Genomic DNA, 278 nt, shown 5'->3' with positions numbered 1-278 from the left:
GTTGAGTGGCTTTGAAGGGAGAGAAAAACGTCAATGGGATGATATTGTAAGTGATATACCGAAAATTATCTCCATTCCAAAAGATAGCTGTTATGAAATTGTTGATGCGTTAAAGAGAGCAGGGTATATTCAATACGTAGGCGACTATTCAGAAATTAAGTTAACTAAATTTGGACGTTCTACAATAGCAGGTGTAAAATCAATACCAAAAATTGATGATTTTATTGATGGATCTGTACTCATATAACTAGAATATGGTATAATGAAAAAGAAGTAGA

Annotated in this window: 1 protein-coding gene; it reads left to right on the top strand. The window is 32.4% G+C overall.

What is annotated here, in order from left to right:
- A partial coding sequence (locus C1E99_RS14555) for a hypothetical protein (RefSeq protein ID WP_161951110.1) occupies nucleotides 1–247 on the top strand: 247 nt, incomplete at its 5' end.
- Nucleotides 248–278 lie beyond the last annotated feature (31 nt).

Source organism: Streptococcus suis, assembly GCF_002964045.1.
Lineage (GTDB): Bacteria > Bacillota > Bacilli > Lactobacillales > Streptococcaceae > Streptococcus > Streptococcus suis_U.
Note: the sequence above shows the minus strand (reverse complement) of the source record. Positions and strands in the feature narration are given on the sequence as shown.